Source organism: Martinezella sp. CNPSo 3732 (genome assembly GCF_057784515.1).
Genome location: NZ_JBXSOO010000003.1, coordinates 276,895 through 294,804 on the forward strand (window position 1 = coordinate 276,895; position 17,910 = coordinate 294,804).

The 17,910-nt window shown below is 57.3% G+C and carries 18 protein-coding genes; 8 read left to right on the top strand and 10 right to left on the bottom strand.

The window, feature by feature from the left end; all coding sequences use genetic code 11:
* Window positions 1-441 precede the first annotated feature (441 nt).
* A complete protein-coding gene (locus tag AC13RM_RS09990) occupies window positions 442-1,326 on the top strand; it encodes a glucosamine kinase nucleotide-binding domain-containing protein (protein ID WP_113230684.1) in 885 nt (294 codons plus the stop codon).
* Window positions 1,323-2,087, top strand: coding sequence for a GntR family transcriptional regulator (locus AC13RM_RS09995; RefSeq protein WP_069612582.1), 765 nt, complete (start codon window positions 1,323-1,325; stop codon window positions 2,085-2,087). The genes AC13RM_RS09990 and AC13RM_RS09995 overlap by 4 nt, the downstream gene beginning before the upstream one ends.
* Window positions 2,088-2,318: 231 nt before the next feature.
* Here AC13RM_RS09995 and metH read toward each other — a convergent pair whose 3' ends face one another.
* Window positions 2,319-6,095 (bottom strand): methionine synthase, encoded by a 3,777-nt coding sequence (gene metH / locus AC13RM_RS10000; RefSeq protein ID WP_488554896.1) that lies wholly within the window; start codon window positions 6,093-6,095, stop codon window positions 2,319-2,321.
* 266 nt (window positions 6,096-6,361) lie between these two features.
* Between metH and AC13RM_RS10005 the strand changes: the two genes are divergently transcribed.
* Entirely contained in the window at window positions 6,362-7,618 is a 1,257-nt protein-coding gene (locus AC13RM_RS10005; RefSeq protein ID WP_374815120.1) for an AGE family epimerase/isomerase, read from the top strand.
* Window positions 7,619-7,660: 42 nt separating this feature from the next.
* Here the strand turns inward: AC13RM_RS10005 and AC13RM_RS10010 are convergent, their stop codons facing one another.
* Together AC13RM_RS10010 and AC13RM_RS10015 are read right to left on the bottom strand one after the other, a co-directional pair.
* Window positions 7,661-8,149, bottom strand: a complete 489-nt coding sequence (locus AC13RM_RS10010; protein ID WP_374815122.1) for a heme-degrading domain-containing protein — start codon at window positions 8,147-8,149, stop codon at window positions 7,661-7,663.
* 59 nt (window positions 8,150-8,208) lie between these two features.
* Window positions 8,209-8,370 carry an ATP-grasp fold amidoligase family protein gene (locus tag AC13RM_RS10015; RefSeq protein ID WP_374815618.1) on the bottom strand — a complete coding sequence of 54 codons (162 nt, stop codon included), beginning with the start codon at window positions 8,368-8,370 and terminating at the stop codon, window positions 8,209-8,211.
* A 462-nt stretch (window positions 8,371-8,832) separates the two neighbouring features.
* On the opposite strand from AC13RM_RS10015, the gene AC13RM_RS10020 reads away from it, so the two are divergent.
* From AC13RM_RS10020 to AC13RM_RS10030, 3 genes are all read left to right on the top strand, one after another.
* Complete coding sequence (locus tag AC13RM_RS10020; protein WP_374815124.1) at window positions 8,833-9,801, top strand: polysaccharide lyase family 20 protein; 969 nt, start codon at window positions 8,833-8,835, stop codon at window positions 9,799-9,801.
* 131 nt (window positions 9,802-9,932) lie between these two features.
* Entirely contained in the window at window positions 9,933-10,229 is a 297-nt protein-coding gene (locus AC13RM_RS10025; protein WP_113230456.1) for a hypothetical protein, read from the top strand.
* 306 nt (window positions 10,230-10,535) lie between these two features.
* Window positions 10,536-10,742 carry a hypothetical protein gene (locus AC13RM_RS10030; RefSeq protein ID WP_374815126.1) on the top strand — a complete coding sequence of 69 codons (207 nt, stop codon included), beginning with the start codon at window positions 10,536-10,538 and terminating at the stop codon, window positions 10,740-10,742.
* Between the two features lie 172 nt (window positions 10,743-10,914).
* On the opposite strand, the gene AC13RM_RS10035 is transcribed toward AC13RM_RS10030, so the two are convergent.
* From AC13RM_RS10035 to AC13RM_RS10045, 3 genes are read right to left on the bottom strand one after another with little or no spacing between them, the layout of a single operon-like run.
* On the bottom strand, window positions 10,915-12,147 hold the full coding sequence (locus tag AC13RM_RS10035; RefSeq protein ID WP_488554897.1) for a DUF1073 domain-containing protein: 1,233 nt from the start codon (window positions 12,145-12,147) through the stop codon (window positions 10,915-10,917).
* Window positions 12,148-12,193: 46 nt separating this feature from the next.
* Window positions 12,194-13,678: a phage terminase large subunit gene (gene terL / locus AC13RM_RS10040; protein WP_285171290.1), complete on the bottom strand. Its 1,485-nt coding sequence runs from the start codon at window positions 13,676-13,678 to the stop codon at window positions 12,194-12,196.
* The gene (locus AC13RM_RS10045; RefSeq protein ID WP_095435328.1) at window positions 13,635-13,982 is read right to left on the bottom strand and encodes a hypothetical protein; all 348 of its coding nucleotides are present in this window, start codon (window positions 13,980-13,982) and stop codon (window positions 13,635-13,637) included. Before AC13RM_RS10045 ends, terL begins: the two co-directional genes overlap by 44 nt.
* Window positions 13,983-14,292: 310 nt before the next feature.
* Here AC13RM_RS10045 and AC13RM_RS10050 point away from each other — a divergent pair, with 310 nt between their 5' ends.
* A complete protein-coding gene (locus AC13RM_RS10050; RefSeq protein ID WP_374815620.1) occupies window positions 14,293-14,970 on the top strand; it encodes a class I SAM-dependent methyltransferase in 678 nt (225 codons plus the stop codon).
* A gap of 31 nt (window positions 14,971-15,001) precedes the next feature.
* On the opposite strand, the gene AC13RM_RS10055 is transcribed toward AC13RM_RS10050, so the two are convergent.
* From AC13RM_RS10055 to AC13RM_RS10070, 4 genes are all read right to left on the bottom strand, one after another.
* Window positions 15,002-15,667: a DUF6362 family protein gene (locus tag AC13RM_RS10055; RefSeq protein ID WP_285171289.1), complete on the bottom strand. Its 666-nt coding sequence runs from the start codon at window positions 15,665-15,667 to the stop codon at window positions 15,002-15,004.
* The gene (locus AC13RM_RS10060; RefSeq protein ID WP_069612591.1) at window positions 15,642-16,058 is read right to left on the bottom strand and encodes a hypothetical protein; all 417 of its coding nucleotides are present in this window, start codon (window positions 16,056-16,058) and stop codon (window positions 15,642-15,644) included. The genes AC13RM_RS10055 and AC13RM_RS10060 overlap by 26 nt, the downstream gene beginning before the upstream one ends.
* A gap of 54 nt (window positions 16,059-16,112) precedes the next feature.
* Window positions 16,113-16,397 (bottom strand): hypothetical protein, encoded by a 285-nt coding sequence (locus AC13RM_RS10065; protein WP_113230411.1) that lies wholly within the window; start codon window positions 16,395-16,397, stop codon window positions 16,113-16,115.
* A gap of 75 nt (window positions 16,398-16,472) precedes the next feature.
* On the bottom strand, window positions 16,473-16,697 hold the full coding sequence (locus AC13RM_RS10070; protein ID WP_113230410.1) for a hypothetical protein: 225 nt from the start codon (window positions 16,695-16,697) through the stop codon (window positions 16,473-16,475).
* A 361-nt stretch (window positions 16,698-17,058) separates the two neighbouring features.
* On the opposite strand from AC13RM_RS10070, the gene AC13RM_RS10075 reads away from it, so the two are divergent.
* Complete coding sequence (locus AC13RM_RS10075; RefSeq protein ID WP_285171288.1) at window positions 17,059-17,847, top strand: XRE family transcriptional regulator; 789 nt, start codon at window positions 17,059-17,061, stop codon at window positions 17,845-17,847.
* Window positions 17,848-17,910: the final 63 nt, after the last annotated feature.

Genomic DNA, 17,910 nt, shown 5'->3' on the forward strand with positions numbered 1-17,910 from the left:
ATTGCCGACCCCTCCATGCAAAAGGCTTCAGAGGCTTTATGCCCGATCGGCCCGATCAATTGCCGTCGCCGCCACCAGACGGAGACGCAGCAAGAACCACGCGGGAAAATTATGACGAACGTCGAAACGGGATCCTCCTGATCCCTAACGGCCTGGCGCAACGACCAGATGCGCGCCCTTCCGCCCACTTACCGGCTGTTGTTTTTCTGCCGGCTTTGCCGATGTCCATTCGTACTGTTCCCTTGCCTCGAATTAAGGCCAAAAAAATACCAATTGTCCAGCCGAATTTAACTTTCGGACAGAAAAAGATGGAGCCTCATTAATTTATCCAGATAATTCAATGGGATAAAAACAGTCAAAAATGCCCGCTTTGCCTATTGGTAAATGGTATTTTTTTGGTATTGTACGGGAAAGCGGGAACAGGCGGCATCCGGAGGCATGATGGGGCAGTTTGCAATTGGTATCGATGGCGGTGGCACGAGTTGCAGAGCGGCTGTCATAGACGCTACGGGACAGGTGCTTGGCACCGGCAAGGCGGGCGCGGCGAACATCCTGTCCGATCTGGAAAACTCGCTGATTCATATCGTCGCCTCGGCAAAGCAGGCCCTGATCGATGCCAACCTCGCCCCGGAACTGCTGCGGGAATTGCCTGCCGTTATCGGAACCGCCGGGGCCAATGTCGGCAATTATGGTAAACAGGTCGAAGGCGCCTTGCCCTTTGCCAGCACGCATGTGGTCACCGATGCGACCATCGCCCTTCAAGGCGCGCTTGGCGATGCCGATGGTGTTATCGGCGCCTTCGGCACCGGCTCTGTCTACAATGCCCGCCATGGCGGCAAAAGCTGGGGCATCGGCGGCTGGGGGTTTGTCGTCGGCGATCAGGCGAGCGGCGCGCGCCTTGGCCGCGATCTGCTGGAAAGAGCGCTTCTGGCGCATGACCGGGTGACACCGGGCTCAGCGCTGACGGCATCGATCATGGCCGAATACGGCAATGATCCCGAACGGATCGTCGAATTTGCGCACGCCTCCAAGCCCAAGGATTTTGGCCGCTACGCACCTATTATCTTCGAATATGCCGGAATGGAGGACGCGGTCGCCATCGACATCGTGAAAACTGCGGTCAAATCGATAACCGAAAGCCTGGACGCGCTGCTTTGGCCGGAATGCCCTTCGATCTGCCTTCTCGGCGGCGTCGCTCAGGCTTATCGTCCCTGGCTCGACGAACGTCACAAGACGATTCTGGCCGAACCCAAGGGCGATGTCTTGCGCGGCGCCGTAGAACTGGCGGCAAAATTGCTGCGGGGTGGAGAGGAAAACAAGGCATGACCGAAGATTTGAGTGCAATCTTCTCGCCGGAACGCCTTTCCGTGGGCGGCACAGGCCCGCTCTATGTCAAGCTGCGCCGCACGCTCGAGGAGGCTGTGAAGGTCGGAAGGCTGAAGCACGGGGACGCGCTGCCGCCGGAACGTGACATTGCCGAATTTGCTGCGGTTAGCCGCGTCACTGTCCGCAAGGCGATCGACGATCTCGTCGCCGAAGGCATACTCGTCCGCCGTCATGGCTCGGGCACCTTCGTCGCAAAACCCGTTTCAAAGGTGGAGCAGCGGCTGTCGCAGCTGACATCCTTTACCGAGGATATGGCACGGCGTGGGATGACAGCTCGCTCCGAATGGCTGCATAAGGGTATCCACACGCCCTCCCCGGATGAGATGATGATCCTCGGCCTTGCCGCCGACACCAAGGTATCGCGGCTGAGCCGTCTCCGCATTGCCGACGACCAACCACTGGCGATCGAGCATGCCAGTGTCTCCGGCGAATTCCTGCCGGATCCGTCTGTGGTGACCACATCGCTGTACGCAGAACTGGAAAAGCGCCAGGTGCGCCCTGTTCGTGCGGTGCAGCGCATATCCGCGACCAACATGAAAGAGGCCGATGCGGGCTTGCTCGGCGTTCCGGTCGGCGCGGCCGGCCTCTCAATCGAGCGTATCTCTTATCTCGGTTCGGGTCGGGCGGTCGAATTTACCCGGTCGCTCTATCGCGGCGACGCCTATGATTTCGTCGCGGAACTGACGATTGGCGCGAACTAGCTCAACTAAAGCAATTCCAGGAAAAGTGCGAAGCGGTTTTCCGTCCGGAATTGCGTTAAAACAAAAGAATAGTGCGTTTTCGCGATTCGAAGAAAAGCGGGAAAACTCTAGGCGAAACAGAAAAATCCCGGAATCAAAAAAACGCCGCCCCAGCCGAGTAAGCTGGAGCGGCGTTTGCATGCAGGATCAAATTTCAAGCGAAGCACTGCGAGTCTTTGAAACGACTCGCAATCAGGCTGCGTCGTCGATCGCAGCCTCGCGCTTCTCCGGCACATAATTGAGAACCGGACCCAACCAGCGCTCCACCTCGCCCACGGGCATGCCCTTGCGGGCAGCATAATCCTCGACCTGATCGCGCTCGATCTTGGCGACACCGAAATAGTAGGAAGACGGGTGAGCGATATAAATGCCGGAGACGGAAGAACCCGGCCACATCGCATAGCTTTCTGTGAGCTTTACGCCCGTTGTCGCTTCGGCATCCAGCAGGCGGAAAAGCGTATCCTTCTCGGTATGGTCAGGCTGCGCCGGATAGCCAGGTGCAGGACGGATGCCCGCATAGGCTTCGAGAACAAGCTCCTCGCTCGTGAAATTCTCATCCGCAGCATAACCCCAGAACTCTCGACGCACCCGCTCATGCATCCGCTCCGCGAAGGCTTCGGCAAAGCGGTCGGCCAGTGCCTTCACGAGGATCGACGAATAATCGTCATTGGCCCGCTCGAAGCGTTCGGCAATGGCCACCTCCTCGATACCGGCCGTGACGACGAAGCCGCCGACGTAATCGCCGACACCACTGGAAACCGGCGCCACAAAATCCGACAACGCCACATTCGGGCGACCGTCTCGCTTCGATAGTTGCTGCCGCAGCGTGTAGAAAGTGGCGAGCTCCTCATTGCGGCTTTCGTCGGTGAACAGCCTGATATCATCGCCGACCGTGCCCGCCGGCCAGAAGCCGATGACCGCACGCGGGCGGAACCAGTTTTCCGTGATGATCTTTTCGAGCATCGCCTGCGCATCGCTGTAAAGCTGTCGTGCCGCCTCGCCCTGCTTTTCGTCTTCGAGAATTGCCGGAAAACGACCCTTGAGCTCCCAGGTCTGGAAGAATGGAGTCCAGTCGATATATTTCGCCAATTCAGCAAGATCGTAGCTCTCGAACACCTTGGTCCCGAAGAATTGCGGTCTGACCGGCTCGTAATCAGACCAATCCACCCTCTCGGCATTCTCGCGCGCCCTTGCAATCGGCAGGCGCACCTTCTCCGCCTCGCTGCGCGCATGGGCGGCGGCGACCTTGGAATACTCAGCCCGAACGGTATCGATATAGCCCTGCCGCGCATCCGGCGATAGCAGAGCGGATACGACGCCCACGGCGCGGCTCGCATCCGTAACGTAGACAGTTTGCCCCCGGTGATAGCCGGGATGGATCTTCACCGCAGTGTGGACGCGGCTCGTGGTAGCACCACCGATCAGCAATGGTATATCGAAGCCCTGCCGCTCCATCTCGGACGCGACATGCACCATTTCGTCCAAAGAGGGCGTGATCAGCCCCGACAGACCGATGATATCAACCTTCTCGGCAATCGCCGTTTCCAGGATCTTCGTCGCCGGCACCATGACGCCGAGATCGATGATCTCATAATTGTTGCAGGCGAGCACGACCCCGACGATATTCTTGCCGATGTCATGGACGTCGCCCTTGACGGTCGCCATCAGCACTTTGCCGGCCGACTGTCGTTCGCTGCTGCCGCCATTGGCAACCTTCTCGGCTTCCATATAAGGCAAGAGCACGGCAACGGCCTGCTTCATCACTCGCGCTGACTTCACCACCTGCGGCAGGAACATCTTGCCCGAGCCGAAAAGGTCACCCACGACATTCATGCCGGCCATCAGCGGGCCTTCGATGACATGCAACGGCCGCTCGGCAGCCTGGCGCGCTTCCTCGGTATCGGCTTCGATATACTCGGTAATGCCGTTGACCAGCGCATGTTCGAGCCGCTTCTCCACCGACCATTCACGCCAGGAAAGATCCTGCGTCTTGGCTTCCTTGCTGCCGGAACCGCGGAAGCGTTCGGCAATCTCAAGCAGGCGCTCCGTGCTGTCCGGACGGCGGTTAAGCACGACGTCCTCGCAGGCTTCCCGCAATTCCGGGTCGATATTGTCGTAGACGGCGAGCTGCCCGGCGTTAACGATGCCCATGTCCATGCCCGCCTGAATGGCGTGGTAGAGGAACACGGCATGCATGGCCTCGCGGACAGGTTCGTTGCCGCGGAACGAGAAGGAAAGGTTCGAGACACCACCGGAAATATGAACGAGCGGCATCGTCTGGCGGATCGTCCTCGTCGCCTCTATGAAATCGACACCGTAATTGTTGTGCTCTTCGATGCCAGTCGCAACGGCGAAGATATTCGGATCGAAAATGATGTCTTCCGGCGACAGGCCCGCCACTTCCGTCAACAGCTTATAAGCACGCGAGCAGATCTCGACCTTGCGCTCGTAGCTATCCGCCTGCCCCGTCTCATCGAAGGCCATGACGACGACCGCCGCGCCGTACATCCGCATCAACCGCGCCTGCTTGAGGAAGTTCTCCTCACCTTCCTTCAGCGAGATGGAGTTGACGATCGGCTTGCCCTGAACGCATTTCAAACCGGCTTCGATGATCGAGAACTTCGAGCTATCGATCATCACCGGAACGCGAGCAATGTCCGGCTCGGCAGCAATGAGGTTCAGGAATTCCACCATCGCCTTTTCGGAATCGATCAGGCCCTCGTCCATGTTGATATCGATGACCTGCGCACCATTCTCGACTTGGTCGCGGGCGACGGCAAGCGCTGCGGTATAATCGGCATTGGTGATCAGCTTGCGGAACTTCGCCGAGCCAGTGACATTAGTACGCTCACCGACATTGACGAAAGGGATATCCTTGGTGAGCTCGAACGGTTCCAGCCCCGAGAGCGACATGAACGGCCGATGTTCGGCAATTCGGCGCGGCGGATATTTCGAAACCGCCTGAGCGATGGCTGCAATATGGTCGGGCGTGGAGCCGCAGCAACCGCCGACGATATTGACCAGACCTTCGCGAGCGAACTCCTCGACCTGGGCCGCCATCATCTCGGGCGTCTCGTCATACTGACCGAATTCGTTCGGCAGACCGGCATTCGGATAGGCGCAAATGAAGGTATCCGCGGCCGCGGAAAGCTCCTGCAGATGCGGCCGCATGGCATTGGCTCCCAGCGCACAATTCAGGCCGATCGTGAAGGGGCTGGCGTGGCGCACGGAATTCCAGAAGGCTGACGGCGTTTGACCGGACAGCGTGCGCCCCGAAAGATCGGTGATGGTGCCCGATATCATGATGGGCAGATGAATACCCTTGGCCTCGAAACGCTCCGCGCAGGCAAAGATCGCTGCCTTGGCGTTCAGCGTATCGAAAATCGTCTCGATCAGGATGATATCGGCGCCACCATCGATCAGGCCATCGATCTGCTCGCCATAGGCAAGACGCAAATCATCAAATGTGACCGCACGATAGCCAGGATTGTTGACGTCGGGAGAGATCGAGGCGGTCCGATTGGTCGGACCGATGGCGCCCGCGACAAAGCGGCGCTTGCCATCTTCACGCTCGGCGCGGATCGCCGCTCGGCGCACGATTTGCGTCCCCTCCTTGTTGAGATCGTAGACCGCACCTTCCATCTGGTAATCCGCCTGCGCAATGCTGGTGGACGAGAAAGTGTTGGTCTCCAAAATATCGGCGCCCGCCTTGGCGTAGCGATAATGGATCTCTTCAATCGCATCGGGCTGGGTCAAAATGAGAAGGTCGTTGTTGCCCTTCTGGTGGCAGGCACAGCCGATGAAGCGATGACCGCGAAACTGATCTTCGTCAAAGCCGAGGCCTTGAATCTGCGTGCCCATGGCGCCATCAAGCACGAGGATCCGCTCGCTCGCCGCTTGTCGCAAAGCCTCAAACACCTCGCTGCCGTCGCGCTTCGCCGTTCCCGAACCAAAAAGATTGTCAAACATAAGCGAACTCCTCTGGCCTGATTGCGACTCCGCACTCAGATCACATAAAGATATCTTTATGTCAACATATCTATGCTTTTAACCGCTCGATAGCAAGGACGATGCTTCCATCCTTCGGCCGTTTCAGGAAAATGACCGTACCTGCGCTAATTGCCGATCCGACCATGGACAACGAAGGGCAGACGACACAGTTTCATCCATAACGCCATGACAGCGCTTTCGAGCGGCGCTATACGGCGTCAGGAAAAGAATCCATGGAGGACGGCATGAATATACAGGTTGAACCCGCAGCGCTCGGAAACTGGAGCACGCGCGCCTACCATCGGCGTTGGCTGCTTGATCAAGCGGACGCGCTTTTCGATTTCTTCCAGTACCGCGCCGTCAATCCCAAAGGTGGCTTCTACGACATGGACGATGCCGGCAAGCCGTTGGATAAGGCAAATCCCGTACGCGGCATTCATTCGACCGCCCGCATGGTGCACTGCTTCTCGATCGGGTCGTTGCTCGGTCGTCCCGGCGCTAACGAAATTGTCGACCACGGCATGAACTATCTATGGAATCATCATCGCGACACGGCGCATGGCGGCTACTTTTGGTCGCTGAACAATGACGGCCCCGTCGATTCCAGCAAGCAGGGCTATGGCCACGCTTTCGTGCTGCTTGCTGCCTCATCCGCAAAGACGATCGGTCATCCACTGGCCGATGGCATGTTGGCAGATGTCACGGAAATTCTGAATACTAAGTTCTGGGAAGCAAAGCACGGGGCGATTGCCGAGGAATTCAATCGGGATTGGTCCTTGATCGACGGTGGCACCTATCGCGGCCAGAACTCCAATATGCACCTGACGGAAGCCCTGATGGCCGCATTCGAAGCGACCGGCGACAAGACATATCTCGAAAAAGCAGAAAGCATCGCCGATCTCGTCATTCGCCGTTCGGCAGGATCCGTCGGCTGGCGCGTTGCCGAACACTTCAACGCCGATTGGGTGCTCGATAAGGATTACCGCGGCAATGAGATGTTCCGTCCATCGGGTACGACACCGGGCCATTGGTTGGAATGGGCGCGTCTTATCCTGCAACTCTGGGCGCTTGGAGAAAAGCGTCATGACTGGATGCCGGAAGCAGCCAAGGGTCTCTTCTCTCAATCCATGTCACTTGGCTGGGACAGCAAGAAGGATGGATTCTTCTATACGCTCGACTGGGAAGATGTGCCTGCAAAGCGCAACAAGCTTTGGTGGCCTGCATGCGAGGGTGCCGGTGCGGCTCACTATCTGAATGAACACGTCCCGAGCGATTTCCACGAAGAGAGCTACCGCAAGATCTGGAGCGTAATCGGCCACGCCTTTATCGATCGTGCCAATGGCGGCTGGCATGAGGAACTGACGGAAGATCTCGTTCCTGCTCACACGCTGTTCCCGGGCAAGGGCGATATCTATCACGCCCTGCAGGCATGCCTCATCCCCCTCTTCCCGGCAACCGGAAGCTTGACCAAAGTCATCACCGAGGCTGGTGGCAAGATCTGAAGGCGGCGGCGGCGCCCCATCGACGTGCGCCGCCTTGTCGCTCTATGCGAGGCTGAGATTGTGAAGCTCGTGGCCGAGGGTGAGAGCCAAGGCTTCGACAACGAGATTGTGGTCTTCGCGCTGCGGCAGCCCAGAAACGGTGACGGCGCCGACACATCCCGTACCATTGACGAAGATCGGAAAGCTGCCACCAGAGGCAGCATATTCGGTGCTTGAAAGCCCGTTGTCCTCGATCGTCTTGCCCTGCTGCTGCAGCCGCAACGCACTGGCGTAGCTGCTTCGGAAATAACGCAGCACCATGTTGCGCTTCCGACGGATCCAGTTGGAATTGTCAGGCGTCGAACCGGGCAAAGCTATGTAGAAAACCGGCATGGAATGAAGCGTGATATCGATAGCAACACCCATGTTGCGCTCGCTGGCGAGGTCGCGCAACAGCTTGCCGAGCACCCAAACGGTCGAAAGGTCAAAAGCATCGAAACGCAGCGTTTCCTCTTGCAGCCCGATACGAGCAAGGTCCTGATCGATCGTCATGGAAAACCTTCTTTAAAAATAGATCGGCCTATCAAACGCGCAGGGAATGATTTGTCCACCTATCTCTTCGGTATTTCGAAGCCAAGCTGCCACTTCTGACCGATCGAGAAGTCATATTCATCCGGCTCGAATGCCTCGAAACCTCCCCCTGGGTAGAAGGTCAACTCCCCGACACGGACCCACTCCGCCGACGCATAGAGATCGACACGAACGAAGTCGATATCGCGAGAAACGTTTCAGTGACATGAATCATCTCCCTCGCGTGGGCAAAAACGCATGCGACGTCACGATCACAATTTTTCGTCGTAGCTGCGGCTCTCGACTGCCCAACTCGAGTTCACCATTTGCCAAAGGTGGTCCCCAACAGCGACCTTCAGCCGGTTTATGTCATGACCGACATTCAAACGTCGATGAGGTCGCAGCGACGAACAGTCATGTCCGGGGCATTGATAGCCGCAACCAAAGCCCAATTCTGCGGGATATGAACCGCAAAGCGTCTAACATGCGGTTAAAATTGTATCATCAATGATCACATTCACAGGCTGCATTCGCCTGAAATTGATTGGAATTGACTAAAGGATCATCAACCCGGCTTTGAAAGTGGCGCGGCTCTCGCTTGCCTGTGGGAAGCGAACAGGTCATTGATAAACTTTACGAATGTCTCGCCACAGGAATAGTCCAACATGAATGCAAAGTACGCACTGCCCGCCATATTGGCCTGCACCTGTGCCGCGACACCGGCTTTAGCCGATAGTCCGTCTCAAATGGTGTTGCGGGATGGTTTCGACGGCACAGATTTCGCCCCATCTGGCCATCTTTACTACCGCGATAACTTCGAGCAAAGGGCCGGAACGATCGAATTTCAATCGGAAGTCAAGCATTCCGGAACGGGCGCATTGAAATTGAGCGTCAGACCATTCTGCCCACCGGGTAAAACAAACTGCAGCGAGAGAGCGGAAATATGGGAGCGCACCAAGTATCGCGTTCCATACGATCAGGGGGTTTGGTACGGTTTCGCCGTAAAATTCGCCGATCCCATACCCTCGGGCGATCATCGCTACCTTATCGCGCAATGGAAGCGAGAAATCGGGCCGAACGCCACAGGGGATTTCAGCCCCTTCCTCGCACTGCGGCTCAATAATGGCAAACTCTTCGCAACCGTTGAAACCAACTACGTTGCCCCCGTCAAGAAACACAAGCCCGAAAGTAACGGCAAGGCCTGCAGCGATGACCAAGCGCCGGTCTGGTTCCGTCCCGATACCAATCAAATGCGTGCATTGGTGGCCACCGACGACAACTGGGGCATATCTGATGGGCAAGAATTTACAGGCTGCACCGATGCCATAAAAGTAATAAATCGTGGCAACAAGCTGCCGACACCGGCATCAGGCTGGATCGATTTTGCCATCTACAGCAAACCAGGCCCCGATGGCTCGGGCCATATTGAGATATTCGCCAATAACAAATGGATCGTTACGGTTACTGGCCATATAGGACATGCCGATCACGGATTGGGAAAGAATCAATACTTCAAATTCGGCCCTTATCGCGCCGCCGATACCACAGTATGGACGCTTTACTATGATGATTTTCGTCGTTCGGCCCACTGCGCCGATGTATTATCGGACCCCAACCTTTGCCCTATGAAGTGACAAGCTGCCGAGGATGCGTGCCTCTAGATCAATATGGCTATGGACACTCCGAGGGTGCGCTTTTTTTTGAGAAATGGCCGAACTTTTTCCTTTCTCGATAGTTATCTTCTTTCGTGAAGGAGGTGACTGAAATGCTTACTACCCATCGCGATTGCAAACAGCATGTAAAGAGGAATGCGATACCCTCCCTAGGTGAAATTGAAGGGCGAGTTGCGGTCCTGGAAATTGTCGCCCAGTCTGCGCTAACGCATGTATTTGACGAAGGTGAAGTCGATATCGATGCGGCGTTGCTGGCCCAGATTCGCAGAGCCATGCATCGCAAATGCAAGGACTTGAAACTTGACGGCGACGATACGGCATCGGCACTTTTATACGCCGAGGAGCTGATTGAGGCCGCGGTTAAGGCGTCGCATCCAGTCCATCAATGATGCCTTCCAAGCCAAGGCTCGTGTTATCCTTCTAGTGGAGCTGGCAATTGCGCTCGGCGTACTCTTGTTTGTTGCACCACATGATGAAGCGGCGAGGACTACCCCTTCCGTGGCACCCCGGTGGACAGCAAAATCGGCAATAATGTGCCCAAGAATAGACCTGTGTCACGTTAAGGCACACGCAGTCTGTCCCATATCAGGCTGCCGTTAACGTCGCGGGATGAACTCGGTTGCAAATTTCCAAAACCCAAGCAGTGTTCGCTTCACCCACCCGATGCCAAGCTCCAACAATGAATGGTGTAGCGAATGTCTATGATGGTCAATGCGCCGCTTTACCCTGATGACGTCGATATCCTCGCAGGCGCACTTTTTGCATGGTGTGCCGAACGCAGCATCAGATTACAAAGTCAGGAAGGTCTGTCGGCAGCCAATCTTGCCATTGACCTCTACAATGCGGGTTATCAAACACAAGATCAGTTGCTTGGCGCACTGCATGACTACGATTTTCATTGACGTATTCCTGGGCATCCAGCTTGGTATCTAAAACCTGAGCACAATTTCTCTAGCTTTAGTATCAAAAATGCGGCGGGAATTTATGCCGCATTCTCTTTGAAAACACTCGCGATACAATCTCGCTCTTCGAGAATTCCGGTCCATTCGTCGTGATAATATGAAGAGTCGTAGATCAGCGTGAAAGGACCGTGATAGCCAGCCGCGTTGGAAAGCTTAATGCAGCGGACGTAATCCGCTGCATCGAGCCCCGCTGCTGAATAACGCCCTTTCGCATGACAGAGTTCGGCACGGCCCATGATCTTTGCCAGATCCTCGTATTTGCCGTCCCGCTCCCAATTGCCGAAATCGCCGTTGAGCCCGACTTTGCCGTGCAAAGCATCAAGAATCCGATTGACCTCCATCGGTGCCGGCAACAGGTCGAACCAATTTTCTTCATGTCGGCCGTGCCGGTCGCATTCATGCCGGCGGGAGACTGACCAAGCAATCGCGTGACCGGAATGTCGGCCGCACCGGCGACGATCTGCAGGAAGGCCATCAGAATATCCGTAAGGCCGGAGAGCTGCGCACTCTTGCTCTCGTACTCCTCTTCGGCATCGAGGATCAGCGTGCCGTTGACCCCCTTGATGGTGTTGGCGAGCGCGTAGCGGCGCAGCACCGCATCTTCATAGGCCTGATTGCCGATATTGGCCGAGAATTGTGGGACCTTGATGATGTCGATCTTGGCCTCGAAGACCAGGCTGGCGATATTGGCCGCGGTGCTGTCGGCATTCTTGATCGCATCGAAAGTCGCGGCGAGCACGCTTTCGCCCCAAGCCTGATTACCCATTCCCCCAAACTCTTCATTCGGTGTCATCGCACCTTTGAAGATGACGAGCCGAGAGGGATGGATGGTCACCTGCATGCCATTGGCACCGGTCAACCTGTAGAATTTAGGCTTGCCATACCATTCCGAGGTTGGATCACTATCAATATCGCCGGCCGCCAATTGGCGGCGCGTCAGTACCGTCAAATGTTTGAGGCCATCCTTTCCGATCCGCTCTATCCCCAACGGCCGTGCCGGATCGCCATCCTCGGACCCGATAAAGAGAGCGGCGCCACCGAAGAGACGCGCTTTCGTCGCTGCTTCCAGCACTTTGCCGCGCAGATTGAGACGGCGTTCCTCCGCTTCGATCAATCCGATCTGATCGCTCGATGCTTGCCAGTTTCGCCATTTCCGGCAGCTATCGAGAGCCGGAATGTCGATGATCTTGCGCGGCAGCCAGGAGCCGCGATAGGCGGCGATGATCTGTTCGTCCGTCAAGATGGGCTGCGTGTAGAAAACCGATGCCGCCTTGTCGCGATCGGTGCCCATGCGGGATGCAAGGCTCACCAATCCGTCGCGAACCATCGAGAATACCTGCCCCATGGATTGTCCTTTGATGTCGTGTGATGAAGAAGCTCGCCCAGCGAGCCTAGAAGTTGCTGAAGCTGAAAGATGAGCTCAGCGCGAGTTCGTTCAACGCATCGGCGAAGGCATCGACCTGGTCGTCGAACTGCCCGTTCGGAAAGGCACAGATCTCGTCGAGAAATGCTTCATTCCAATCCCCACGCAAAAGCTTGACGTTTCCCGCTTCGGCCTGCGCCGAGGCGGGTTTGGCGCGCGTCACCTTGTCGCCGGTTGGTGATATGGCTTTTACAGGAAAGCCCGCGAGCAGCTTGATCTTGGTTTCCGCATCAGCCTTGCCGGCTGCACCGGGATCCTGCGGCATGCGGATCGTCACCGTCGGCCCGTCCTGCGACGCAGTGTTCCTGAGATTGCGCTCCACCTCGGCGGGCGACCAGCGCCCGCGCGCGATGGTTTCGACATAGAAAATACCATCGATCAAAGCCATCCGTAGACCAACGGTCCAATCTGGCTTGCGACCGGGACGCTCTTTCGAAGCCGCGAAATCCCAGGCGCGACAACGCTTTGCACCAGCAGGCAGCGCTTCGACGATTTCGAAATCGCTGCGCTGAAATAGGCCGCCCGAGCGAGGAGCAGGCCGCTGTTGAAACTGGCCGGCCACCGCATAGGAGCCGAGCGGAATCTTGTCCCGCTCGATCACTGCACGAGGAAAGCGCCGCGGAAAAAGCAGTTCGCCCTCTTCCGTCCTCGGATCAGCAAATCCGATCGAGGTCCGGCATCGGCGCTCCGGCTCGAATTCCATCGGCAGCATCAGGTGCTCGTAGCCGAGCCCAAGCGCGAGGATCGTACCGGAGACATCCGCCTCATGTAGCCGCTGCATCACGACGACGATTGCCGAGCGCTGAGGATCGTTGAGCCGCGTCGGGACGGATTCGCGAAAGGTGCGGACCGTGGACAGGCGCTCGGCCTCCGATTCCGCCCCATCGACGGAATGCGGATCGTCGATGATGACACGATCGCCGCGACCGCCCGTCAACCTGGAGAACGGCACACCCTGCCGCGAGCCCATGCAGCTATTGGCGAAAGCCATCTCGCCCGTTCTTGTCAGCTTGACCCGATCGCCCCACAGCGTCTGATACCATTCAGAAGCAACAAGGTCTCGCATGCGCCTGTTGTCGCGCTTGGCGTAATGTTCCGAATAGGAGGCGCCGAGATAGCGCAGCTGCGGCTTGCCTTTCGGCCCCCATTCCCAGGCCGGCCAGAACACGCCGCAGAGAAGCGACTTCATCGTGCCCGGCGGCACGTTGATCAGCAGCCGGGTAATCTCGCCCGAAGTTACTGCTTCAAGATGTTGGCAGATGGCATCGATATGCCAGCCATGAACATAGTCAACGGAAGGCTCGACGACGTGCCAGGCCTCACGCACGAACCCGCTCAACGACTGGCAGTTGGCACGAATTTGCTCCGCGTCCATCGCAAGCTGCCTGGCATGCGCGGCTTGCTCGCGCTCAGCTCTTCGCCTCGCCTTCTCCTCCCGTATCGCCGCCATCATCGTCGCCGGATCCGGCAAGCGGACCGAAGAGGGATTCAAGTATCGCAAGCTGCTCATCCGTGGCATTGGTTAGGTCGATGGTGACGCCGCGACCTCCTTTGGTCCCGGCGCCGGAGCGCTCGCTAGGTTTCTGATGAACATAGGAGGCCGCTATCTTTGCCATTTCATCGCGCCGCTTCTGATCCGCCTCATCGTCACGCATTACTTTCAACATGTAATCAAGCGGCGTGTCGTCGGCGGAAACGGCCTTGCGACGGCGCGCACGCGGTTTGCGCGGCGCGACCGGCTTGTCGGCATTGGTCATGTTTCAGATTTCCGATGGAATTTTGAAAGAAAACAAGCGGTTCAACACAACGCTTGCGATCGTCAGTGCGTCGCTGCAACTGTTCTCATCATGTCAAAATAGATACCCCATTTCGTCACAGTTGGCGACACCCTTGAAGGCCGACAAGCGTGCAAGGAATGAGGGCTTTGACGAAGGTCGCAAACAACACTTTGAAATTATTTGCAGATATCGCAATCTGCAGTCCGACGCATTGAAGCGGATTACCTCGTTCCATCTGCTTGGGCACATGAGTTTGCTGCGGCAACAATATCGCGGTTCGGATAATGCAATGAACAATGAGTGGATTCGGCGGTTCATCGCCGCCAATCTCCCGGTCCTGCCTGTTCCCGGTATCCCGGACATTCGCCTGCGCAAAGCAGGCCCACAAAGCGGGCTGCGGCGCCTTGCGGAACAAGATCCGCAATTCGGCTCACCTTACTGGGCGCATTACTGGGGAGGAGGTCTGGTTCTAGCCCGTTATCTTCTCGACAGGCCCGAAAGTGTGGCGGGTCGCCGCGTATTAGATCTGGGCGCCGGCTCGGGAATTGTCGGGATTGCCGCCGCAAAGGCAGGCGCAGCGAAAGTATATGCCGCCGACGTCGATCCCTATGCAATCGCAGCTATCGAGCTCAATGCCGCACTCAATGAGGTGACGATCGATTCCCTACTCGCCGACTTGACGAAAAGCGAGCCGCCTGACGTCGACGTCATATGCGTCGGGGATCTTTTCTATGAAGCAGCGCTTGCGGGAAACGTCATCGCATTTCTGGATCGCTGTCTGGCTCGGGAAATCATGATTCTGATCGGCGATCCATGGCGAGTTCATCTGCCGACATCGCGCCTTCGCTTGCTGGCAGAATACACGGTCCCGGACTTCGGCGAGGTCACCACAAAGACTCGCTCAGCCGGCGTCTTTGCGCTTGGGTTAATCAAGTCATCAATCGAAGATATCCGCGCATCACAATGATTGCGGGTTCGGACCGCATCGTTGCGAAGACTTAGGCTTTCATCCTGGCACGCCTGCGGTTCCCGCGCTCCAGTCGTTTAGCCAGTTCGGCAAGTTCGGGACTTTCCGCATCGAAGACAGGCCGCGCATCATCTGGTAGCCAATGTGTTTCATGTTCAGGCACCTTGGGCCTTACCCGGTCGAGCCCGCCAGGCGCATTCGGCATCATCGGCGATATGCGCGACCAATCCGGCTCCTGCAGCATGGGCGAGGCAGCGAGAAGCACACTCGCAAGCGTCTGGAATTCGCTCTGAATGCGCCGTTCGGCGGTGCGCCGGACGCGCCCCGTCCGCGCGCAGAAATCTCGAAACGAACCGGCAATATAAGGCGCGGCAAGGCAAATGGACCATCGCGAAAGCAGGATACGCCGCTCCTCGTCCCCGACATGAACGCGCAGCCATTCCTGCAAGACCTCCTCTGCCCGGCTGATCGCCGCAGCGCTCGGACGATAGCGAATGCGGATATCGGCGTGATCCATCGGCTCGGGCAAAACCTCCGGCCAGAGTGTTCGCATCCTGTCGGGCCGGACGCCGCGTACATCGAGGTGAACCATCGTATCGGCAGCCTCGACGAAACGCGCCCGGATGATCAGGCTCAAGTCGGCGATTTCAGCCGCGCGACGGGACAGGTCGTCAAACTGCAAGGCGGACCGGTGCATCAAGTCGTTTCTCCAATTCCTGATAAATCAGCGTTCGCAATGTCGCCCGAACGGGCCAGGGCCGCCGCGCCACCGCATCCGTGCGCAATGTGGCAAGCGCGATATCGTCGAAGGCGCCCAAGAGATCACCTGGACGCTGCAGCGCCCAATCCTGGCGCTGCGCCAGAACATCGGACACGGCGCCGATCGTGTCCGACCAGAGCTCGTCGCGATTGCTCCCAGTCTGCCGGATGCATCGCAGAACGAAGACCAGATGGCCATCGCCGTAGCGGCCTCGGATTTCCTGCATCGTGCCGCGCGCGTGACTCTCCGCAGGTGCGCGGCGCCGATGGACGGGAACCAGCTTGATGCCGAGCCCATCGAGAAGAAGGTCTAGCCTGCCTTTGGTCATGACAGTTTAACTCCTTTCGCTGGTGAATTTGATGCCTCTTCCATTCCTGTGAGATCACATGACGCCTTCGGCCGCACCGGCGATTTTGGCCGATTTGGGTTTGAAGAAGGCCTCAGCCTTGGAAAGGGCTTCGACCCGCGCTCCGTCGCGCAGCATGGGCGTATTGAGATAAGCGACCATCGCCTCGCCCGCCGCAGCCTTCGCAGCATCCTGCGTCGCAAAGACAATCGGTTCACCTCGACAATCGCGGAGGATCTCGTTTGTCGCCCGGTGAACCTTGCGAATCCAGCCGAGATGACCGCCGGCAACGGCTTCTGTTCCGATTTGAAATTCGTTCATAGCAACCTCCCCCGGCTCGCTTGGCCGGGTCTATTTCTAGAGTTTCCCATTGAGTTGTAACGTTCCGGTGCCCGCCTACGGCCTGAGCTGCTTCGTCGGCCGTGCCGGGTCTCTGGGCTCAAGCGTGGGCGCTTCGACAATGCGGAAATGAATTTGGTCTCCCTCCGGAGCACCGAAGTCCCCATCCTCAGGGGATGGTATTGGCGATTTCCAAATGACGGACTTTATTGCGATCAGCATAGCGGCGAAAAATAACGCCGCGCCGATGCAAGCAAGAAGGCCCTGAAGCATCTCGATCATGGCAGCATCTCCTGGTCAGCTGCTTCGGATAAAGGCTTTGCCTCAGCCATTTCCCCAGGCTCGACGGCTACAGCACAACTCTCACAATGCAGCTCAATGATTTCCGCGATCGACAGAATTCGGAAGCATCCTGGGCACCCCCAGAAGCGGTCGAAATATCCAGCCCGCGAAGCTGCCCTCCTGCTCCCGCTGCCTATGACCATGACTTCACCTCCAAAACATTGTCTGTCGCGTACCGCGTCAGACCGCTCACCTGCCAAAAAGCGCTTTCCGCAGTCGGCATCTTGATAAACACAAATTATGTTGATAATAATCGCAATGTCAACATGATTTATGTTGGAAATTTTGCAAGGGTCAAAAGATGCAGAAATCCATGGGCGAACGACTGAGAGCGGCGCGCGAAGCCGCAAATTATCCATCAGCCACAAAGGCGGCAGAAGCGCTGGGCGTGAGCCTGTCCACCTATCGCGCGCATGAAAACGGCCAGAACGAATTCAGCGCCGAAGTCGCCAATCGCTATGCGAAGAAATTCGGTACGACCGCGGCCTATCTGCTGACTGGCGAAGGCCTGCGCAAAACCGCACGCACGGCACCGAACATCGTCATGTCATTCGATCCAGACGAACAGGATCACGATGGATTTGCCGAGAGCGGCGACGAGCTCAGCTACAGCCGGGAACACTGGAAGCCGCAGATCGAAGGCGCAACACCGGAGGTGGACGTCAAACTTGGCGCCGGTAGCGGCATCGTCGGTGAAGTCATCAACCTCCCCGTCGGCTCAGGCAATGTCGCCGGGCACAAGATTGTCGCGGAATGGCTTATTCCCACCGGCTATCTGCGAAACGAGGCAAAGGCTTCGCCGAACCATACGATCATCATGGAAGTCGTCGGTGATTCCATGCAGCCCACCTACATGCCGGGCGATCGCGTCATCGTCGATCTCTCGCAGAACCAAATGACCACCGATACCGTCTACGCGATCAGCGACGGCTATACTGAACCGCAGATCAAGCGCCTGCAGCGAGTTCCCTTCACCCATCCGGGCCAGGTCAAGATCATTTCCGACAATCCAGCCCTGGAGACCTTCACCGTCGAGCTGGATCGACTGACCATTATCGGCAGAATCTGCGGCCACATTGCCCGCAAATAGAAAGCAAACATAGGCCACAAACACCTTCGGTGTTCCAGTCGCAAATATAAACATAAATAATGT

What these genes read in the sequence shown, in the direction of transcription:
- AC13RM_RS09995 (WP_069612582.1), top strand. Translation starts at nt 1,323, where the DNA reads ATGACCGAAGATTTGAGTGCAATCTTCTCGCCGGAACGCCTTTCCGTG.
- metH (WP_488554896.1), bottom strand. Translation starts at nt 6,095, where the DNA reads ATGTTTGACAATCTTTTTGGTTCGGGAACGGCGAAGCGCGACGGCAGC.
- AC13RM_RS10030 (WP_374815126.1), top strand. Translation starts at nt 10,536, where the DNA reads ATGTCTATGATGGTCAATGCGCCGCTTTACCCTGATGACGTCGATATC.
- AC13RM_RS10025 (WP_113230456.1), top strand. Translation starts at nt 9,933, where the DNA reads ATGCTTACTACCCATCGCGATTGCAAACAGCATGTAAAGAGGAATGCG.
- AC13RM_RS10010 (WP_374815122.1), bottom strand. Translation starts at nt 8,149, where the DNA reads ATGACGATCGATCAGGACCTTGCTCGTATCGGGCTGCAAGAGGAAACG.
- AC13RM_RS10060 (WP_069612591.1), bottom strand. Translation starts at nt 16,058, where the DNA reads ATGACCAAAGGCAGGCTAGACCTTCTTCTCGATGGGCTCGGCATCAAG.
- AC13RM_RS10065 (WP_113230411.1), bottom strand. Translation starts at nt 16,397, where the DNA reads ATGAACGAATTTCAAATCGGAACAGAAGCCGTTGCCGGCGGTCATCTC.
- terL (WP_285171290.1), bottom strand. Translation starts at nt 13,678, where the DNA reads ATGATGGCGGCGATACGGGAGGAGAAGGCGAGGCGAAGAGCTGAGCGC.
- AC13RM_RS10055 (WP_285171289.1), bottom strand. Translation starts at nt 15,667, where the DNA reads ATGCACCGGTCCGCCTTGCAGTTTGACGACCTGTCCCGTCGCGCGGCT.
- AC13RM_RS10005 (WP_374815120.1), top strand. Translation starts at nt 6,362, where the DNA reads ATGAATATACAGGTTGAACCCGCAGCGCTCGGAAACTGGAGCACGCGC.
- AC13RM_RS10070 (WP_113230410.1), bottom strand. Translation starts at nt 16,697, where the DNA reads ATGATCGAGATGCTTCAGGGCCTTCTTGCTTGCATCGGCGCGGCGTTA.
- AC13RM_RS10035 (WP_488554897.1), bottom strand. Translation starts at nt 12,147, where the DNA reads ATGGGGCAGGTATTCTCGATGGTTCGCGACGGATTGGTGAGCCTTGCA.
- AC13RM_RS10050 (WP_374815620.1), top strand. Translation starts at nt 14,293, where the DNA reads ATGAACAATGAGTGGATTCGGCGGTTCATCGCCGCCAATCTCCCGGTC.
- AC13RM_RS09990 (WP_113230684.1), top strand. Translation starts at nt 442, where the DNA reads ATGGGGCAGTTTGCAATTGGTATCGATGGCGGTGGCACGAGTTGCAGA.
- AC13RM_RS10075 (WP_285171288.1), top strand. Translation starts at nt 17,059, where the DNA reads ATGCAGAAATCCATGGGCGAACGACTGAGAGCGGCGCGCGAAGCCGCA.
- AC13RM_RS10020 (WP_374815124.1), top strand. Translation starts at nt 8,833, where the DNA reads ATGAATGCAAAGTACGCACTGCCCGCCATATTGGCCTGCACCTGTGCC.
- AC13RM_RS10045 (WP_095435328.1), bottom strand. Translation starts at nt 13,982, where the DNA reads ATGACCAATGCCGACAAGCCGGTCGCGCCGCGCAAACCGCGTGCGCGC.